The sequence below is a fragment of the Nonomuraea sp. NPDC005501 genome, from assembly GCF_040605905.1.
Taxonomy (GTDB): Bacteria; Actinomycetota; Actinomycetes; order Streptosporangiales; family Streptosporangiaceae; genus Nonomuraea.
This window is the reverse complement of sequence record NZ_JBEXDT010000014.1, coordinates 1-15,173: the sequence shown is the minus strand read 5'-3', so window position 1 is coordinate 15,173 and position 15,173 is coordinate 1. Positions and strand designations below refer to the sequence as shown.

The following is a 15,173-nucleotide window of genomic DNA, read 5'->3' as shown; positions in this document are numbered from 1 at the left end:
AAAAGGATGCCGGCCGGATGTGAAGAACGGGCGGACGGCTCCGACCTTCCCGTGAAGGCGGCGCCGGACGGGCGCCGCGGACGCAGGAGGCAGCGAGATGACCAAGGTCACGTGCGACATGGCGATGTCCCTCGACGGCTTCGTGGCCGGACCGCACCAGAGCATGGAGAACCCGCTCGGCGAGGGAGCGGGCGAGCGCCTGCACCAGTGGATGTTCGACGAGCCCGAGCGGCACGCCGCGGAGATCGAGGGCATCACCGCGGCCGGGGCGTTCATCATGGGCCGCAACATGTTCGGCCCCGGCCGCGGCGCCTGGGACCTGGACTGGAACGGCTGGTGGGGCGACGAGCCGCCCTACCACGCGCCGGTCTTCGTCCTCACCCACCACCCGCGCGAGCGGGTGACGATGAAGGGCGGCACGACGTTCACCTTCGTCATCGGTGGGATCGAGGCGGCGCTGGCCCAGGCGCGCGAGGCCGCCGGTGACCGTGACGTCGCCATCGCGGGCGGCGCCGCGACGGTGAACCAGTACCTGGCGGCGGGGCTCATCGACGAGCTGCGCCTGCACGTCGCGCCCGTGATCCTCGGCGGAGGCGAGCGGCTGCTCCGCGACGTCGGCGACATCACCCTCGAACCCCTCGGCGCCCCCTCGGGCACCGGCCTCGTCACCCACCTGACGTACCGGGTGGTCCGGTAGAGGGACCGCACGTCGTGGAGGTCATCGGGGACCCGGAGCCGACGTCGCGCCTGCCCGGCTGTCCGGGAGAGCCGGCTCGGCGTCCGGCCGGGCCTTGGCCGGCAGGAGCTTGCCCAGGGTGACGAACAGCAGGACCAGGCCCACGGTGAGCAGGATGTGACCCAGCCCGGCGATCAGCGCGATGGCATCGCCGCTGGGACGTCCCAGCACCGTCAAGGTCCCGTGGAGGGTCATCATGGCCATGCTCAGCGCCAGACCGGCGTTGTAGATCCAGAAGAACCAGCCGAACAGCCGGCTGGAGGTCAGCGCGAACTGCTTCTCCAGCACCAGGACGATGAGGAACACCAGCATGCCGAGCGCGAACGCATGCGTGTGGACGACGCTGAGCTGCGTGTCGCCGGTGAAGTCGTTCAACTTGGTGAGCTCGCGGTAGTAGAAGCCGCTGACCAGGCCGATGATCATGTAGAGGTGGGCGGTGTTGAGGATCTTTCGCATGTGTGACGTCCTTCAAGGCGTGCCGATGGGGCACATCAACTGTGCGGACCGGCCCATCCCGCATCAATGACGGGTTCGGCAACGTCCCATGACCCGTGGCTCAAAGATCCCGGAGCCGCTCCGGCGCGCGGGCCCGCTGACGACGGCGGAGGTGCTCGTGGGCGCGCAGCAGGGTGGGCACGAGGCCGTACACCACCACGGGGACCACGATCGCGGTGAGCACCAGAGTGCGCAGGGGCAGCGGGAGCGAGGCCAGGGCCGAGCCGATCAGCAGCTGGACCAGCATGATCATCGAGTAGACGGACAGCCAGGTGATCAGTGCGCGGCGGTGGACGGAGGGGGCGGAGAGCATGGGTCGATCCCTTTCCAGAGCAGATTCCAACTGGATAGTTGGAGTCTGGCAGAGGGATCTCCAACTGTCGAGTTGGAATTCTGGCTATGCTGACGGCCATGGCGTGGAACACGGAACGGACGCGGCAGCTCCTGCTGGACGCGGCGGTGCAGGAGTTCGCCGAGCACGGCCCCGCGGGCGCCCGGCTCGACCGGGTGGCGAGCACCGCGGGCGTCAACAAGGAGCGCATCTACCAGTACTTCGGCAACAAGCAGCAGTTGTTCGCCGCCGTGCTGACCTGGGCGCTGGAGCGGCTGGCCGAGGCGGTGCCGCTGGACGACCGGCTGGCCGCCGACCTGCCGGAGTACGCCGGCCGGGTGTACGACTACCACCGCGAGCATCCGCAGCTCATCCGCCTGCTGCACTGGGAGGGCCTGCACCGCGGTGACGGCCCGGTCACGGCGGGGGAGCAGCGCGGCGCCCACTACGCCGCCAAGCTGGCCGCGCTGGCCACGGCCCAGAAGACGGGCGCTCTGAGCGCGGAGTTCGCGCCCAGGGAGCTGCTCTACGCGGTGATCGCGCTGGCCGGATGGTGGTACGCCACTCCGCAGCTCGCCCAGCTCATCATGGCGGAAAGTCCTGGGAGTGCCCGGGAGACCCTCGTCCGCGTCGTCGCCAAGCTGGTCGGCTAGCCCCTTGGACTCGCGTCGCCGGCATATGTCGTCGCCTCCGTCACGGCACGACCGTCACGGGACGATCGTGCCGGGTTCGCCGTCGCATCGGGGCTCAGCGCTCGTCGACGACCTGGCCGTTCAGGGCGGTGCCGTCCTTGGTGAGCGCCATGGTCAGCGGCGCCTCCGGGAAGGTGGGGATGGCGGCGAGCGCGGCGCCCATCTGCCGGCCGGTCTCCCAGTGCCAGGTGTCGGTGTAGCTGCCGTCCTCAAGGCGGATCAGCACGGCGTGGGTGAGCCCGGGGTGGCCCTCCCGGACGGTCGCGATCAGCGAGCTGCGGCGGGCCAGGAACTCCTCCAGGTCGGCCTCGGCGACGGAGTAGCGGTGCGAGCGGACGACGGACATGTCGGTGCCTCCTTCTGCATGGTGGGGGGTTGGGGGTTACCAGCTGCCGGCGACCTGCCGGATCGGGGCGTTCAGGCGGTTGAAGAGGTTGGTGACGGCGGTCATCAGCAGGATCGAGGCGAGCTGCTGCTCGTCGAAGTGGTCGGCGGCGTTGTTCCAGACCTCGTCGGAGACGGCGTCGGTGTGGTCCGCCAGCCGGGTCGAGGCCTCGGCCAGCGCCAGCGCGGCCCGCTCGGCGTCGGTGTAGTAGGGAGCCTCGCGCCAGGCGGCGACCAGCCCGATGCGATCGTCGCTCGCGCCGAGCTTGCGCAGGTTCTTCAGGCCGGCGTCCACGCAGAAGCTGCAGCCGTTGATCTGGCTGACCCGCAGGTGGATCATCTCCATGAGCTCCTGGGGCAGACCCTGCGACTGGGCGGCCTTCATCAACTCCATGATCGGCTTCATCGCGGCGGGGATGACCGTGGCGGGGTTCTTCATCCGGGCTTCCATCGTGTTCCTCCGTATCGGTTCGTGCTCGGTTCGTGCGGGTTCGTTCGGGTTCGTGCTCGGTTCGTGTGAGACCAGAGTGGCTGCCCGGATTGATACATTCGCTATGCGCGCACGATGCGAAGTGATGGGGGAACGATGCTGCGCTTCACTCTTCTCGGGCCCGTCCAGATGATCGTGGACGGCGCGCCGCTGACGGGCATCGCCCCACGTCACCGGGCTGTGCTGGCCTACCTCCTGCTCAACGCCGGCCGGGTGATCAGCATCGAGCGGCTGATCGACGCGATGTGGGGCTACGACCGGCCCGACACCGCCCGGTCGCAGATCCACGCCTCGATCACCGCGATCCGCAAGGTGCTGCGTGCCGCGGGAGCCGTACAGCTCCTGGAGACGCGTGCCGGCGGCTACGTCGCGCGACCGGAGCCCGGGCAGGTGGACGCGCAGGAGTTCACCGACCTGGTGGCCGCCGGCGAGCTGCGCGCGGCCCTGGACCTGTGGAGCGGCGAGGCGCTGGAGGACGTGCACGCGCATTACGTCACCGGCGTCCGCGAGCTCTGGAACGACCGGCGGCTGTCGGCGTACGAGCGCCTGGTGGAGGACGAGCTGGCCGCCGGGCGGCACGGCGACCTGCTCGACGAGCTCGCCGCCCAGGTGACCGCCGAGCCGCTCCGCGAGAAGCTCAACGGCCACCTCGTCATGGCCCTGCACCGGGCGGGACGGCAGGCCGACGCCCTGGCCGCGGCGCGTGCCTACCGGACGGCTCTCGCGGACGAGCAGGGGCTGGACCCCGGACGCGCCTTCACCGAGCTGGAGCGGGCGGTCCTGGCGGACGATCCGGCCCTGCGGCCGGCCGGCGCGCCGCCGGCCGGCTCCGGGCCGCCGCGTCGCTCCACCTTCCTGCCCTACGACATTCCCGATTTCTCCGGAAGGTCCGCCGAGCTGGAGCGGCTCGTGGACGACTACCGCGGGCCGGCGGTCGTCACGATCGACGGCATGGCCGGGATCGGCAAGACCACGCTCGCCGTCCACGTGGCCCACCGGCTGGCCGCCCGCTATCCGGACGGCCGGCTGTTCATCGACCTCCAGGCCCACACCGCGGGCCGGGAGCCGGTCGACGCCGCCGCCGCCCTGGAGGCCCTCCTCCGCCAGCTCGGGGTGCCCGCCGACCGCATCCCGGTCACGCTGGTCGAGCGGAGCGCCCTCTGGCGCGCCGAGCTGGCCGATCGCCGCGTGCTGGCCGTCCTGGACAACGCCTTCGACGCCGAGCACGTACGTCCCCTGCTGCCGGGACACTCCGACACCCTCGTCCTGGTCACCAGCAGGCGGCGGCTCGTCGACCTGGACGGCGCCCACGCCCTGTCGGTCGACGTGCTGGGCGAGGAGGACGCCGTCGAGCTGTTCGAGCGCATCGTGGGCGAACGCGCTCACCACGAGCCGGACGCCGTACGCGAGGTGCTGCGGCTGTGCGGGCACCTGCCGCTTGCCATCCGCATCTCGGCCGCCCGCCTCCAGCACCGCCCGCGCTGGACCGTGTCCTACCTGGCGGGCCGGCTGCGGGACCATCGCCGGCTCCTGGACGGCGTGTCGGCGGCCTTCATCCTCTCCTACGAGCAGCTCCACGAGGCCGAGCAGCGCATGTTCCGCCTGCTCGGGCTGGTGCCGGGGCGCGACATCGACCCGTACGGCGCGGCCGCGCTGGCCGGGATCTCGGAGGAGGAGGCGGAGGAGCTGCTCGAAGCCCTCCTCGACGCCCACATGCTCCTGCAGCTCGAACCGGGCCGATACACCTTCCACGACCTGCTCCGCGAGCACGCCCGCTCGATCGCCGAGGACGACGGCGCCGTCCTGCGGCTGCTCACCTACTACCTGCACCGCTCCCGCGCGGCGGTGGACCGGCTGTTCCCGGACAGCCTCAGCCAGCGGGAGGGCATCCCCCAGCCGGACTCCCCGATCGCCCCCGTCCGCGACGCCGCGGAGGCGATCGCCTGGCTCGACGCCGAGCGCTCCAACATCATCGCGACGGCCGTCCACGGACCCGAGATCTGCCTGGGCATGCTCGCCCTGGCGATGCGCCCCTACCTCGACCGGCAGGCGCACCACGACGACGCGATCACCCTCCACACCCTGTCGCTCCAGCGCAGCCGCAAGCTGGGCCGCCGCGAGTTCGAGGCGCGAGCGCTCACCGACCTGGCGTGGACGTACTGGCGGCTCGGCGAGTACGAGCGCGCGGAGGAGCACGCCCGCCAGGCGCTCGACGCCTGCGAGGACACGTACGAACGGGCCAGGGCCCTGCTCACGCTGGGCAACGTGGCCCTGCGCCGGCGGCAGGACGCGCAGGCGCAGCAGTACCTCAAGCAGGCGCTCGACCTCACTCGGATCGGCGCCGACACCTGGGGCGAGGCCCACGTGCTCGGCATCCTCGCCCTCGTCCTGGACCGCGCCGGCCGTCCGGAGGAGGCCCGGCGCCATCTCGACCTCGCGCTGGCGCTCCACCGCAAGGTCGCCAACCCGGCCGGGGCGGCGGTGACCCTCAACCACCTCGGCGTCGTCCTCCGGCATCAGGGCGAGCTCGCCCAGGCACGCACCCGCCACGAGCAGGCCGCGGCCCTGTACCGCAGGCTCGGCAACACCGCCGACGAGGCGGCCGCGCTCAACGGGCTGGCCGAGGCGGCGGGCGACCCGGCCCGGGCGGTCGAGGAGCACACGGCCGCGCTCGCGCTCGCCGACCGGACCCGCAACCGGCCGGAGCAGGCGCGTGCTCACGACGGGCTGGCGCGCGCCCATCTCGCGCTCGGGCACGCGGAGCAGTCTCGCGAGCACGGCCGGCTGGCTCTCGGCCTTTACGGGAAGCTCGGCGTTCCGGAGGCCGAGGAGGTCCGCGCCTTCCTGGAGGAGGCCGTCCGCACCGCGTGATCGAGCCGTCGGCGCCGGCGGCGACCCTGCGCGGCCGGCGCGCGCGGTCACCTCCGGGCCGGATCAGGCCCAGGGGCGGGGGAAGGTGCCGCCGTCCAACCGGTCGCCCGCGGCGAGCCCGAGAGGGTCGGTCACGATGTGCTCGCCCCCGCTGTAGCGGGTCGCCTCGTCCATGTAGATGGTGACGTGCGCGAGCCGGGCCTGGTCGGTGCGGTTGGGCAGCGCCATGTGGCCGGTGTAGCCGCTGTGGAAGGTGCAGTCGCCGGCGCGGAGCGGCACGGTGACGCGGGGGATCCAGCGCAGCGACGGGTCCATCGTGAACAGGTCCTCCTCGTGGTGGAGGTCCTGCGGGCGCAGGCCGGTGCGATCCTGGGTGCCCGGCAGGAAGGTCATGCAGCCCCGCTCCGGCGGAACGTCGACCAGCGCGATCCATGCCGACAGCGGGAGCCGGTCACCCGCATGAGGCCAGTACGGCCGATCCTGGTGGAACTCGGTCGCGGCGTTGTTGTGCGGCTCCTTGACCAGCATCTGGTCGTGCCAGAGCCGCAGCGAGAACCCGGCGAGCTGCTCGGCGATCCGGCCGAGCCGCGGGTGGAACGTGAGCTCCCGCAGCGTGCGGTCGCGTTGCCAGACGTTGACCAGTTGGCTGAAGACGCCCTGCTTCTCCAGACTCTCCGCGCGATGCGCCTCCAGGAACGCCTCGGCGCTCGCCCGGAAGCGCTCCACCTCGCCCGGATCGAGGACGCCTCGTACTCGTACGAAACCGGATTCGCGGTATGCCGTCACAAGCTCGTCCGACACCCGGCCGTCGGCGCCGACGTCGCTGCCGGACTGCTCGATCGTGGTCGTGTCCATCATGACCTCCATGGTCCTGCCGTTGGGCTACCGCAAGCGTCGCCGTTGGGTGCCGCCATGGGCTAGGCCGATCCCGACGAGCAGTCGTACGATCCCGACATGCCTGCCACGCTGCACGAGCACGCGCTGTTCGCCGGGAGCCCGGTCCTGGGAGGCGTTCACCAGGTGGATCTCGACATCGAGTCGCACGCGCACGACTTCCTCGAGATCGCGGTGATCGGCAGCGGTCACGGCCGGCACGTGACCAGCCAGGGCGAGCACCCGCTGCGGCGCGGGCAGGTCATCGTGCTCCGCCCCGGCGCCTGGCACGGCTTCCGGGACTGCAGCGACCTGACCGTCGCCAACTGCTGCCTGTCCGCGCAGGCGCTACGAGCCGAGCTGGCGGCCCTGTACGACATCCCGATGCTGCGCCGGATGCTGTGGACCGATCCGGTGGCATCCGGCACGCACGGCGTCGCGGTCACGACCGTCGATCCGGCCGCCGCCGAGGAGACCATCACGGAGATCAGCCTGCTCGAACGGGACCTCGCCGGCGCTGAGAGCCGGCCGGGCCGCGTGCTGGGCCGGCTGGTCACCGTGCTGGGCATCCTGGCCGACGGCCGGGACCCCGGACGGAAGGCGTCCGAACCTGTCGTCCACCCCGCCGTCGCCGCCACCGTCGCCCGCCTGGAGGCCGATCCGGCCCGGCCGTGGCGGCTGGACGATCTCGCCCGGGCGGTCAACCTGGACCCCGCCTATCTGGGCCGGCTGTTCGGACGGTACGTCGGGTTGACGCCGCTGGGCTTCCTGGCTCGGCTGCGGGCCGAGCGCGCCGCCACGTTACTGACGCACTCGACCCTGCCGGCCGCCCGGGTCGGCGCCGCCGTCGGCTGGGACGACCCGACGTACTTCGCCCGCCGCTTCCGGACGCTGGTCGGACTGACACCCTCCGAGTACCGGCGCCACAGCCGGGCAGCCGCCGCACAGGCGGCCCCGGAGGTGTGGCCGGTGAGCGGCTGGTGAGCGTGGCCGGTCAGCGTGGCCGGTGAGCGGCTGGTGAGCGTGCGGTGAGCCGCCCACGCCACGGTTGACCCATGGCCGGGTCCGCACCGAGGACCGGCCCCGCAACTGAGGAGCGGACATGGGTTTCCTGGCAGGCAAGACGGCGCTGGTCACGGGTGGTTCGCGGGGCATCGGCCGGGCGGTGGCGCTGCGGCTGGCCGCCGAGGGCGCCGAGGTCGCCGTCCACTACGGCGGCAACGTGGAGGCGGCCGAGCAGACCGTGGCCCGTATCGAGGAGGCAGGAGGCCGCGCGTTCGCCGTCCGGGCCCGCTTCGGCGAGGACGGCGAGGTGGACCGGCTCTTCGAGGGCCTGACCGCGGGGCTGGCGGGGCGCGGCCTGGACATCGTGGTCAACAACGCGGGCATCGGCTCCGGCAACCCGATCGCGCAGGTCACGCCGGAAGAGCTGGACATGCTGCTGGCGATCAACGTCACCACGCCGTTCTTCGTGATCCAGCGGGCCCTGCCGCTGCTGAACGACGGCGGCCGCATCGTCAACATGGGCTCGACCGCCAGCCGCTTCGCGGTCTCCACGCAGATCGGCTACACCATCACCAAGGCCGCGCTGGAGTCGATGGCCCCCTCGCTGGCCAACGAGCTGGGCCGGCGCGGCATCACCGTGAACACGGTCGCGCCCGGCGCGGTGCGCACCGACATGACCGCGGGTTACACCTCCATCCCCGAGGTCGTCGCCGGGCTGGAGGCGATCACCGCACTCGGACGGCTCGGCGAGCCGGAGGACGTCGCCGACGTCGTCGCCTTCCTGGCCGGGCCGCAGGGCCGCTGGGTGACCGGCCAGACCATCGACGTCTCCGGCGGAACCTATCTCGGCCCCATCGCCTGACCCTTCCCGAGCGGGCGCGCTGCGGAAGAAGGCTGTCAGTTCATCCCCCCAGGCAGCTCAGCGCCTGCATCGCCGCGCGCTCTGTGCGTGCGATATCGCCCAGGACGTCGCCCGCCTGTACGAGGTACTGCGCATCGCCCGCTTCACCGGCTTTCGCGATCAGTGCCGCGGCTTCCGTCCACAGGGTCGCCGCCTCGGTGTACAGCCCGTGGCCGGTGCGCAGGTGGCTGCTGTCGAGGAGTTGGACGCACTCGCCGAGGAAGTCTCGGTAGAGGTTACGGAACAGGGCGCCGCCGGTGCCGGCCTTCTCCATCAGGAGGGCGGCCTGCGGCAGGTCCCGCTGCGGGTCGTCGGCCCGCTGGAGCCATGTGCGTACGAGCTTGCCGGCCTTGTCGATCCCACGGTGACCCAGGTTGGCGATGGGCGGGTCGAGGAAGGCGTCGGCGCAGGCGGTGATGGCAGGAATGACCTGGTCCCGCGGGGAAGGCAGGCTCGTCGGAGCGGTGAGGGTGAAGGACCGGTGCTTGGCCGTCATCGGGCCGCGCGCGGCTCGGGCCTGGGCGAGGCTGGTCAGGCTGGTGGACACCGCTCCGCCTTGCTGGTCGGTGTCCACCAGGTAGGCGTCGTGGTCGTCGTAGCCGTACATGGCGACGACATGACCGCCGAAGTGCACCTTCGACCCGAAGTAGTCCAGGTGGTAGCTGTCGAGCTGCAGCCCGACGGGGTGGCCGGCGTCGATGGGGGCCGCCACGTTCTCCCATGCCCTGCGGGGGGAGGCGGTCTCCCGGACCACGAGCTCCAGCCCGAGCCTGGTGGCCAGGTTTCTGGTGAGGTCGAAAGGCTTGACCCGTCCGCCGAGGAAGGGGAAGTCCATGCCCTTGCTGTCCCAGTAGACGAAGGACAGACCGGAGCCCAGGCCGAAGAGCATGGGCTCGGACAGATCAACTCCTTGGTGCCGCAGCAGCACCCCCAGAGTCGTCGTCTCGCAGTGCTGCGTACCGCGGGCATCGACATCTCTCACCTTCGTCATGCCATGCTCTCCTCAACGGGGATGATCAGCCGGGTCGTCACGGTGATGGTCCGGGCATCGCGTGCCTGTTCGGGCGCACGCCAACATGGTGGACCCTCCCGCGGTGGGAGAGTCCACCGCTGTACCGAAGGGCCGGGCCGCGGCCGCCGGCGACGAAGCGGGTGTCGCCGCCGGGAAGGTCACTCCCGTCGCGCCGCCGCCTTCTCCAGAGACTCCCGTGACCAGGTGATCCGCCCGGCACGCAGGTCCTCGACGACTCCGCGCAGCCACCGGGCCTCGGCCGCCGTCACCTCGCGCAGGTACTCGATCTCCAGCACCGCGATCCGCGGCAGGTCGTCCTCGGCCGTCAGCATCTCCTCCAGCCCGGCCAGCGTCTTCGCGACCGCCCGCTCGCGCCGCTCCAGCGCCTCGGCCAGCTCGTCGGGCGCGAGCAGGAGCGCGCTGGCCAATGCCGCCGGGAACTGCGGGAACTCCTGCCTTGGGGCGCTCAGCATCTCGTCGAGCCAGCGGTACAGCGTCCGGCCGCCCTCGTCGGTGATCTCATAGACCGTGCGCTCCGGGTACTGCTGGTCGCGGCCGGTCTCGCGGACCTGGATCAGGCCGCCCTCCTGCAGCCGGTCGATCGTGCGGTAGAGGCTCGCCCGCTGGCCCACGTTCACCACCACGTCCTTGCCCCACTGCTTGAGCAGGCGCTGGATGCCGTACGGGTGCAGCGGCTGTTGGCGCAGCAGGGCGAGCACTGTGAGGGCGAGCGGAGAACCGCGGTCAAGAGCCATGGCCCGATGTTATCCCCAGCGTTACTAGTTGACGCGTAACTAGTGTCGCTGTAACTATAACCATCATGAGAGAAACCCCCGTACTGATCGTCGGCGGCGGGTACGCCGGCCTCGCCTCCGCGCTCTTCCTCGCCCACCAGGGCGTTCCCTGCCTGCTCGCCGACCGCCACAGCGGTGTCTCGCTCTTCGGCCGCGCCAGAGGCATCAACACCCGCACGCTGGAGATCTACCGCCCGCTGGGCCTGGACCAGCTCATCAAGGACGCGGGCCGCCCCTTCGACGACGACGCCGGCGTCGCCAGGTGCGCGAGCCTGGTGGACGACTGGCAGTGGATCTTCGACGAGGAATCCCCCCGCGCGCTGCCCGAGCTGACCGCAGGCGAGTTCTGCCTGGCCGACCAGAGCACGGTCGAGCCGATCCTGATCGAGGCCGCCCGGGGCAAGGGCGCCGAGCTGCGGTTCGGAACCCGGTGCGAGTCGATCACGGCCGACGCCGGCGGCGTCACCGCCGAACTGCGCGACCTGGCCACCGGCGAGCCGCACACGGTCCGGGCGCAGTACGTCATAGCCGCCGACGGCTACCACAGCGGCATCAGGGAGCAGCTCGGCATCGCCCGCCCCGGCCTGCGCGAGCTGCGGCACTATGTCACGTTCGTCATCCGCGCCGACCTGTCGGGCATCCTCACCAGGCGCGCCCTGTTCTGGATCATCGGCGACCCCGGCACCGGCGCCATGGGAGCCTTCACCACGCACGCTCTCCGCGATCACTGGGGCCTGTCCCTCGCGTACGACCCGCGCACCGAATCACCCGCCGACTTCACCGACGAGCGCTGCCTCGCCGCCGCGAAGCGGCTCATCGGCCGCGACGTGCCCGTGGAGGTGGTGAGCAAGGCGTCATGGACGGAGGCCGTCGGCGTCGCCGACCGCTTCCGCTCCGGCCGCGTCTTCCTGGTCGGCGACGCAGCCCACGTGTGGCCGCCCGCCCAGGCGATGGGCGCGAACTCGGCGGTCCAGGACGCGCACAACCTGGCCTGGAAGCTGGCCGCCGTGCTCGAAGGGCGGGCCTCCGACGCGCTGCTCGACACCTACGAGGCCGAGCGCCGCCCCGTCGCCCTGGAGCTCGCCGACCTGACCGTGCGCAGCCAGGCCGCCCGCTTCGGCCCCACCCCCGAGGAGGACCCGGTCGACCCGGTGATCTGCATCCTCGGCCAGCGCTACACCTCCGCCGCCATGATCGGCCCCGGACCCGGCCCGGTGTTCGGCGACGAGGTCGAGCCGAAGGCCCGGCCCGGTGTCCGCGCCCCGCACCTCTGGCTCGACCGTGACGGGCTGCGCATCGGCGTCCACGACCTGTTCCATGACGCCTTCACGTTGCTGTGCGGGCCCGGCGACGAGGCATGGGCGCGCGCCGCGCAGAAGGTGGACGGCGTACGTGCCCACCAGGTCGGCCCCCGGGCGACCGATGCCGAGCTGACGGACGTCGAGAACCGCTGGGCGGAGCGCTACGGCAGGGCCGCCGTCCTGGTCCGCCCCGACGGCTACGTCGCCTGGCTCGCCGACGGCGAACCGGATGCGGAGCGGCTGGCCGACGCACTACGGCGTGTCCAGATCACCGCCTAGAGGTGGGCCGGCGGACGGACCGGAAAGCGAACGGATCGACGACCACCGCGAACCCGCTCCGCACGTTTAACCCCTGGCGCCGCGTGCAGAGGGCATGACGGCGGAGGCCGGAATGACCACAGGGAGCGGGGTTCGAGTGGCCGATCAGGACAGCGGGCTCAGGCTGTGTCAGGTGGTGCTCGACTGCACCGATGCGAGGGCCTTGGCGGAGTTCTACCGGTCCCTGCTCGGCCTGGTCTACCGGCCCGGCGATGAGCCGCCGGAACCGACGGGCGATGACGAGCGGGGCCGCGACTGGCTGGTGCTGAGGACCCCGGACGGCGCTCCCCAGCTGGCCTTCCAGCAGGTCGACGAGCTGCCGGAAGCGACATGGCCACAGGGCCGGGTGCCGCAGCAGTCGCACCTGGACCTGACCGTGACATCGGTCGAGGAGCTGCGGGCACAACATGAACGCGTCCTGCGCCTCGGCGGCCGGCTCCTGCTGGACCGTATCGACGACGCCGAGGAACCCCTGCGTGTGTACGCCGACCTGGCTGGACACCCCTTCTGCATCTTCGTTTCCAGGCGCGGGCACCCTTGAGGATCGCTGACGACCTCTGATCGCGCGTGGCGTCAGCGCGATCTGCTCGGGTCGCCCCGGTTCCGGGCCGCGGGGGCTACGGTGCCAGCACGATCCTGCCGAAGACCTCACCCGCGTCCATCTTCTGGTGCGCCAGCACGGCTCCGTCCAGGGGCAGCCACTCGTGCACCACCGTCTCGATCTCGCCGCGACCGGCTGCGGCGAACTGCTCGCCGCGCACGGCGCCCCGATCGGCCGGGCTGACGGTGGCCGCGCTGAACGTGGCGAAGGACATCGACTTCTGGAACGCCGCCATGATCGCGGACCCTGATCCGTGGCGCGGCCTGTGCCTGGTGATCGAGAAGATCTGTGAGCTGCACGCCCGCGATCGGGGCTTCACCGAGGCCTTCCTGTCGACCTTCCCAGGGGTGACGGACGTCGCCGCGGGCCGTGAGTACACGGTGCGAGCAGTCGCCGAGCTGGCCCGGCGAGCCAAGAAAGCAGGACGCCTGCGGTCCGACTTCGTCCTGGACGACCTGATTCTCATACTCATGGCCAACAAGGGGATCCACGCCACGTCGGCCGCCACCCAGACCGCGGCCTCCCGACGCTTCGCCGGGTTGGTGATCCAGGCGTTCGAAGCCTGCCCTCAGCACGCGCCACTACCACCGGCGGCACGACTGGCATCCACAGCACCGCACGGCTCGCCGCGGTGATGCCGGAAAGGCTGCCGACGGTCAGGGGTCCGATGTTCCCGGTATTACTTCTCGGCCGTGCCGGGTTGCCCCTTGACGGACTCCTGATAGATGTCCGCGTAGGTGGGCGAGTCCTTCACCAGGTCGTCGCAGAAGGCGGCGACGTCGGTGCCGATGAGCTCCAGGACCCCCTTGCCGGCCGCGACGCCCTCCTCGAAGAAGTCGACGATCCCGGAGAGCAGGGTCCCGTCATGCAAGTCGATCGGTCCGACCTTGAAGAAGTACCTCTGGATCTCCTTGTAGACGATCTGGTAGTCGGGCGGGAGCGCCTTGACCCGCGCCATGTGCGCCCGCCACTGCTTCTTGCCCTCGATGATGTCCTGGATGCCCACGTCAGCCTCCTAGCCGGCCCAATTTCCTCGCGACGTTCCTGTTCAGCTGCTCGCGCCACCGGTCGCGATAGCTCCGAGCCCCTTCTCCGCCGGCCAGCGCCGCGCAGAAACCCTGGATGTCGTCACCCAGCACCTCGTGAATGCTCTGCCCCTCGGACGCTGTCTCTTCGAGCAGCCCCAGGGCGCCGTCGAGAATCGGCATCAGGTTGCGGCCGGTGAAGTCCGAGTAGAGAGAAAGATGACCCTTGATCTCTTCCCACGCCGCCCGGTAGTCGGCCGGCAATACCTGGGCCCGGGCTTCGAACGCCTTCCATTCCCTGGTGAGATCGCTGCCGGTTATGGTCTCCCAGAAGTTCATCTGCCGCCCTCCTTGAGGTTGTCGATCCGTGATGTGATGTACTCCCATTTCGCCCAGAACGTCGCGAGTTCTTTGCGCCCGGCGTCGTTGAGCGCATAGAACTTGCGCGGCGGACCCAGCCCGGACGGTCGTTTCGTCACCTGGACGAGCCCGTTCTTCTCCAGCCGCAGCAGGATGGTGTAAACCGTCCCTTCGACGACGTCGGCGAAGCCGAGTTCGTTCAGCCGGCGCGTGATGGCGTACCCGTAGGTCTCCTCGCTGCCGATGATTTCGAGCACGCAGCCCTCAAGCGTGCCCTTCAGCATCTCCGTCAGGTCGTGCATCGTAGGTCCTCTTCGGTTCCTGGTACTTCGTACTACCGAGTACCACTGTAGTGGGCGCGGGGAGGGCCAGGCGTAGATCACGGCAGCGATTCCCATCATGGTCCGCGACTGGATGCCCGACATCACCACCTGACCCGGCGACGTCGATTCGTGGTCAGGCGTCCCAGGTGACCGGGAGGCTCTTGACGCCGTAGATGTCCGCGGTCTCCGGGCGCAGGGCGACCTCTTCGGCCGGTACGGCCAGCCGCAGCGTGGGGAAGCGGTTGAGCAGTGCGGGGAACGCGACGCGCATCTCGACGCGGGCCAGTTGCTGGCCCAGGCACTGGTGGATGCCGTGGCTGAAGGCCAGGTGGCCGCCGTCCTGCCGCCGGAGGTCGAGGACGTGGGGGTTGGCGAAGCGTTCAGGGTCGCGGTTGGCGGTGTGGAGGGACAGGATGACCGTGGTGCCGGCCGTGATGGTGTGGCCGCCCAGCTCGACGTCCTCCAGCGCGACCCGGTGGAACTGCTTGGCGACGGTCAGGTACCGCAGCAGCTCTTCCACGGCCATGTCGGTGAGCGCCGGGTCGGCGCGCAGGGCGGCCAGCTGCTCCGGGTTCTGCAGCAGGGCGAAGGTGCCCAGCGCCAGCATGTTCGCGGTGGTGTCGAACCCGGCCGACAGCAGGATCAGGGCCATCCCCTGCAG

The 15,173-nt window shown here is 70.9% G+C and carries 20 protein-coding genes; 8 read left to right on the top strand and 12 right to left on the bottom strand.

Annotated features, from left to right (window positions below):
* Positions 1 to 97 precede the first annotated feature (97 nt).
* A complete protein-coding gene (locus ABZS51_RS10475) occupies positions 98 to 697 on the top strand; it encodes a dihydrofolate reductase family protein (RefSeq protein ID WP_355438445.1) in 600 nt (199 codons plus the stop codon).
* Between the two features lie 21 nt (positions 698 to 718).
* Here ABZS51_RS10475 and ABZS51_RS10470 read toward each other — a convergent pair whose 3' ends face one another.
* Both ABZS51_RS10470 and ABZS51_RS10465 read right to left on the bottom strand, forming a co-directional pair.
* A complete protein-coding gene (locus tag ABZS51_RS10470; RefSeq protein ID WP_355438443.1) occupies positions 719 to 1,192 on the bottom strand; it encodes a DUF2871 domain-containing protein in 474 nt (157 codons plus the stop codon).
* 100 nt (positions 1,193 to 1,292) lie between these two features.
* Positions 1,293 to 1,544: a hypothetical protein gene (locus ABZS51_RS10465; protein ID WP_355438441.1), complete on the bottom strand. Its 252-nt coding sequence runs from the start codon at positions 1,542 to 1,544 to the stop codon at positions 1,293 to 1,295.
* A gap of 98 nt (positions 1,545 to 1,642) precedes the next feature.
* Between ABZS51_RS10465 and ABZS51_RS10460 the strand changes: the two genes are divergently transcribed.
* Positions 1,643 to 2,215 carry a TetR family transcriptional regulator gene (locus ABZS51_RS10460; protein ID WP_355438439.1) on the top strand — a complete coding sequence of 191 codons (573 nt, stop codon included), beginning with the start codon at positions 1,643 to 1,645 and terminating at the stop codon, positions 2,213 to 2,215.
* A gap of 94 nt (positions 2,216 to 2,309) precedes the next feature.
* On the opposite strand, the gene ABZS51_RS10455 is transcribed toward ABZS51_RS10460, so the two are convergent.
* Both ABZS51_RS10455 and ABZS51_RS10450 read right to left on the bottom strand, forming a co-directional pair.
* Positions 2,310 to 2,600: a hypothetical protein gene (locus ABZS51_RS10455; protein ID WP_355438437.1), complete on the bottom strand. Its 291-nt coding sequence runs from the start codon at positions 2,598 to 2,600 to the stop codon at positions 2,310 to 2,312.
* 36 nt (positions 2,601 to 2,636) lie between these two features.
* On the bottom strand, positions 2,637 to 3,089 hold the full coding sequence (locus tag ABZS51_RS10450) for a carboxymuconolactone decarboxylase family protein (RefSeq protein WP_355438435.1): 453 nt from the start codon (positions 3,087 to 3,089) through the stop codon (positions 2,637 to 2,639).
* A gap of 135 nt (positions 3,090 to 3,224) precedes the next feature.
* On the opposite strand from ABZS51_RS10450, the gene ABZS51_RS10445 reads away from it, so the two are divergent.
* Positions 3,225 to 5,999, top strand: a complete 2,775-nt coding sequence (locus ABZS51_RS10445) for a BTAD domain-containing putative transcriptional regulator (protein WP_355438433.1) — start codon at positions 3,225 to 3,227, stop codon at positions 5,997 to 5,999.
* Between the two features lie 63 nt (positions 6,000 to 6,062).
* Here ABZS51_RS10445 and ABZS51_RS10440 read toward each other — a convergent pair whose 3' ends face one another.
* Positions 6,063 to 6,857 (bottom strand): phytanoyl-CoA dioxygenase family protein, encoded by a 795-nt coding sequence (locus tag ABZS51_RS10440; RefSeq protein WP_355438431.1) that lies wholly within the window; start codon positions 6,855 to 6,857, stop codon positions 6,063 to 6,065.
* Positions 6,858 to 6,953: 96 nt separating this feature from the next.
* On the opposite strand from ABZS51_RS10440, the gene ABZS51_RS10435 reads away from it, so the two are divergent.
* A complete protein-coding gene (locus ABZS51_RS10435; RefSeq protein ID WP_355438429.1) occupies positions 6,954 to 7,856 on the top strand; it encodes an AraC family transcriptional regulator in 903 nt (300 codons plus the stop codon).
* A gap of 118 nt (positions 7,857 to 7,974) precedes the next feature.
* Positions 7,975 to 8,739: an SDR family oxidoreductase gene (locus ABZS51_RS10430; RefSeq protein WP_355438427.1), complete on the top strand. Its 765-nt coding sequence runs from the start codon at positions 7,975 to 7,977 to the stop codon at positions 8,737 to 8,739.
* Positions 8,740 to 8,779: 40 nt separating this feature from the next.
* Here the strand turns inward: ABZS51_RS10430 and ABZS51_RS10425 are convergent, their stop codons facing one another.
* Both ABZS51_RS10425 and ABZS51_RS10420 read right to left on the bottom strand, forming a co-directional pair.
* Positions 8,780 to 9,769 (bottom strand): BtrH N-terminal domain-containing protein, encoded by a 990-nt coding sequence (locus ABZS51_RS10425; protein ID WP_355438425.1) that lies wholly within the window; start codon positions 9,767 to 9,769, stop codon positions 8,780 to 8,782.
* Positions 9,770 to 9,948: 179 nt separating this feature from the next.
* Complete coding sequence (locus tag ABZS51_RS10420) at positions 9,949 to 10,545, bottom strand: PadR family transcriptional regulator (protein WP_355438423.1); 597 nt, start codon at positions 10,543 to 10,545, stop codon at positions 9,949 to 9,951.
* 65 nt (positions 10,546 to 10,610) lie between these two features.
* Here ABZS51_RS10420 and ABZS51_RS10415 point away from each other — a divergent pair, with 65 nt between their 5' ends.
* Positions 10,611 to 12,164 carry an FAD-dependent monooxygenase gene (locus ABZS51_RS10415; RefSeq protein ID WP_355438421.1) on the top strand — a complete coding sequence of 518 codons (1,554 nt, stop codon included), beginning with the start codon at positions 10,611 to 10,613 and terminating at the stop codon, positions 12,162 to 12,164.
* Between the two features lie 136 nt (positions 12,165 to 12,300).
* Positions 12,301 to 12,744, top strand: coding sequence for a VOC family protein (locus ABZS51_RS10410; protein WP_310707955.1), 444 nt, complete (start codon positions 12,301 to 12,303; stop codon positions 12,742 to 12,744).
* A 76-nt stretch (positions 12,745 to 12,820) separates the two neighbouring features.
* Here ABZS51_RS10410 and ABZS51_RS10405 read toward each other — a convergent pair whose 3' ends face one another.
* Positions 12,821 to 13,018, bottom strand: a complete 198-nt coding sequence (locus tag ABZS51_RS10405; protein WP_355438419.1) for a hypothetical protein — start codon at positions 13,016 to 13,018, stop codon at positions 12,821 to 12,823.
* Between ABZS51_RS10405 and ABZS51_RS10400 the strand changes: the two genes are divergently transcribed.
* Positions 13,005 to 13,439, top strand: a complete 435-nt coding sequence (locus ABZS51_RS10400; RefSeq protein WP_355438417.1) for a TetR/AcrR family transcriptional regulator — start codon at positions 13,005 to 13,007, stop codon at positions 13,437 to 13,439. The two genes, ABZS51_RS10405 and ABZS51_RS10400, sit on opposite strands and share 14 nt — an antisense overlap.
* Positions 13,440 to 13,483: 44 nt before the next feature.
* On the opposite strand, the gene ABZS51_RS10395 is transcribed toward ABZS51_RS10400, so the two are convergent.
* From ABZS51_RS10395 to ABZS51_RS10380, 4 genes are all read right to left on the bottom strand, one after another.
* Positions 13,484 to 13,810 (bottom strand): DUF1048 domain-containing protein, encoded by a 327-nt coding sequence (locus ABZS51_RS10395; RefSeq protein ID WP_310707958.1) that lies wholly within the window; start codon positions 13,808 to 13,810, stop codon positions 13,484 to 13,486.
* Position 13,811: 1 nt separating this feature from the next.
* Positions 13,812 to 14,168: a DUF1048 domain-containing protein gene (locus ABZS51_RS10390; protein WP_355438415.1), complete on the bottom strand. Its 357-nt coding sequence runs from the start codon at positions 14,166 to 14,168 to the stop codon at positions 13,812 to 13,814.
* Positions 14,165 to 14,491, bottom strand: coding sequence for a PadR family transcriptional regulator (locus ABZS51_RS10385; RefSeq protein WP_355438413.1), 327 nt, complete (start codon positions 14,489 to 14,491; stop codon positions 14,165 to 14,167). Before ABZS51_RS10385 ends, ABZS51_RS10390 begins: the two co-directional genes overlap by 4 nt.
* 154 nt (positions 14,492 to 14,645) lie before the next feature.
* Positions 14,646 to 15,173, bottom strand: a 528-nt coding sequence (locus tag ABZS51_RS10380; RefSeq protein ID WP_355438411.1) for a cytochrome P450, incomplete at its 5' end; no start/stop codon positions are given.

Excerpts from the sequence above, each read along its gene's own strand:
- ABZS51_RS10465 (WP_355438441.1), bottom strand. The coding sequence starts at position 1,544 with ATGCTCTCCGCCCCCTCCGTCCACCGCCGCGCACTGATCACCTGGCTG.
- ABZS51_RS10450 (WP_355438435.1), bottom strand. The coding sequence starts at position 3,089 with ATGGAAGCCCGGATGAAGAACCCCGCCACGGTCATCCCCGCCGCGATG.
- ABZS51_RS10430 (WP_355438427.1), top strand. The coding sequence starts at position 7,975 with ATGGGTTTCCTGGCAGGCAAGACGGCGCTGGTCACGGGTGGTTCGCGG.
- ABZS51_RS10425 (WP_355438425.1), bottom strand. The coding sequence starts at position 9,769 with ATGACGAAGGTGAGAGATGTCGATGCCCGCGGTACGCAGCACTGCGAG.
- ABZS51_RS10405 (WP_355438419.1), bottom strand. The coding sequence starts at position 13,018 with ATGTCCTTCGCCACGTTCAGCGCGGCCACCGTCAGCCCGGCCGATCGG.
- ABZS51_RS10415 (WP_355438421.1), top strand. The coding sequence starts at position 10,611 with ATGAGAGAAACCCCCGTACTGATCGTCGGCGGCGGGTACGCCGGCCTC.
- ABZS51_RS10460 (WP_355438439.1), top strand. The coding sequence starts at position 1,643 with ATGGCGTGGAACACGGAACGGACGCGGCAGCTCCTGCTGGACGCGGCG.
- ABZS51_RS10435 (WP_355438429.1), top strand. The coding sequence starts at position 6,954 with ATGCCTGCCACGCTGCACGAGCACGCGCTGTTCGCCGGGAGCCCGGTC.
- ABZS51_RS10420 (WP_355438423.1), bottom strand. The coding sequence starts at position 10,545 with ATGGCTCTTGACCGCGGTTCTCCGCTCGCCCTCACAGTGCTCGCCCTG.
- ABZS51_RS10445 (WP_355438433.1), top strand. The coding sequence starts at position 3,225 with ATGCTGCGCTTCACTCTTCTCGGGCCCGTCCAGATGATCGTGGACGGC.
- ABZS51_RS10385 (WP_355438413.1), bottom strand. The coding sequence starts at position 14,491 with ATGCACGACCTGACGGAGATGCTGAAGGGCACGCTTGAGGGCTGCGTG.
- ABZS51_RS10475 (WP_355438445.1), top strand. The coding sequence starts at position 98 with ATGACCAAGGTCACGTGCGACATGGCGATGTCCCTCGACGGCTTCGTG.
- ABZS51_RS10390 (WP_355438415.1), bottom strand. The coding sequence starts at position 14,168 with ATGAACTTCTGGGAGACCATAACCGGCAGCGATCTCACCAGGGAATGG.
- ABZS51_RS10440 (WP_355438431.1), bottom strand. The coding sequence starts at position 6,857 with ATGATGGACACGACCACGATCGAGCAGTCCGGCAGCGACGTCGGCGCC.
- ABZS51_RS10470 (WP_355438443.1), bottom strand. The coding sequence starts at position 1,192 with ATGCGAAAGATCCTCAACACCGCCCACCTCTACATGATCATCGGCCTG.
- ABZS51_RS10455 (WP_355438437.1), bottom strand. The coding sequence starts at position 2,600 with ATGTCCGTCGTCCGCTCGCACCGCTACTCCGTCGCCGAGGCCGACCTG.